The organism is Carboxylicivirga sediminis (assembly GCF_018156225.1).
GTDB classification, from domain to species: domain Bacteria; phylum Bacteroidota; class Bacteroidia; order Bacteroidales; family Marinilabiliaceae; genus Carboxylicivirga; species Carboxylicivirga sediminis.
Genome location: NZ_JAGTAR010000096.1, coordinates 1 through 901 on the forward strand (window position 1 = coordinate 1; position 901 = coordinate 901).

Consider the following 901-nt stretch of genomic DNA (forward strand, 5'->3'; position numbering starts at 1 on the left):
CTGCTTCTTTGCTTCTATCGCCGGATAACCAGGCACTCGCCAAAATATCATTGATGGCATAACTATCACTTAATCGATATTCGTAAGGAGACTGTGTTTTGGCAACCAGCTCCAATTCATATTCAGGCATCAATAATATATCGCGTTGCTCCAACATTTCTTTCTTAAGCAATTGTCTCATCTCAGTTAATAACTCCTGATGTGCTGGATCATCAACCAGATTATTCAACTCCCACACATCCTCTTCTATGTTATACAAATACTCATGAGGGCGTGGTTCGAATAGCCTTTTCTGTACAGTATTCAGCTTATTTTGTTCATAATCGCGACGCATCTGCTGCTTGATATCGCTTATCTCCATGTAGCGTATATACCTGGCTTCGGGGATAAAAGGCATAAAATTACGCGAATAAAGGTACTTTCCATTGGTTATTGTTCGAACCAGGTCAATGCCATTATCCGCTCTATCGGACGACAACACCATATGTTCGGCTCTTTTAGATCGATTTTCGCCCATCATAATACGACCTGTCATGTGCTCAGGAATTTCACCACCAGCCAAACTAATAACAGTTGGCGCTAAATCTTCAAAACTAACCAACTCATCGGCAACCACACCATTGGTTCCCCAGGGAGATAAATGCTTATATTTTTCAGGAAACCAAATAATAAACGGCACCCGATAGCCCAGGTTAATACCATTGGTTTTACCTCGTGGAATACCTTCACCATGATCGGCATAGAAAATGATAATGGTATTTTCCTTTAATCCATCAGCTTCCAATCGTTGCAATAAGGCGCCAATTTTATTATCAGTCAGCTTGAGGGAGTTATAAACCCGGGCAAACTGCTTACGCATAGCAGGCGTATCGTTATAAAATGGAGGCATATCAAAGTCATT

The 901-nt window shown here is 41.1% G+C and carries 1 protein-coding gene; it reads right to left on the reverse strand.

Annotated elements, in window-relative coordinates; translation table 11 throughout:
* Nucleotides 1–901 (reverse strand): sulfatase-like hydrolase/transferase (locus KDU71_RS22770; protein ID WP_212193434.1); only part of this gene is annotated, 901 nt, incomplete at both ends.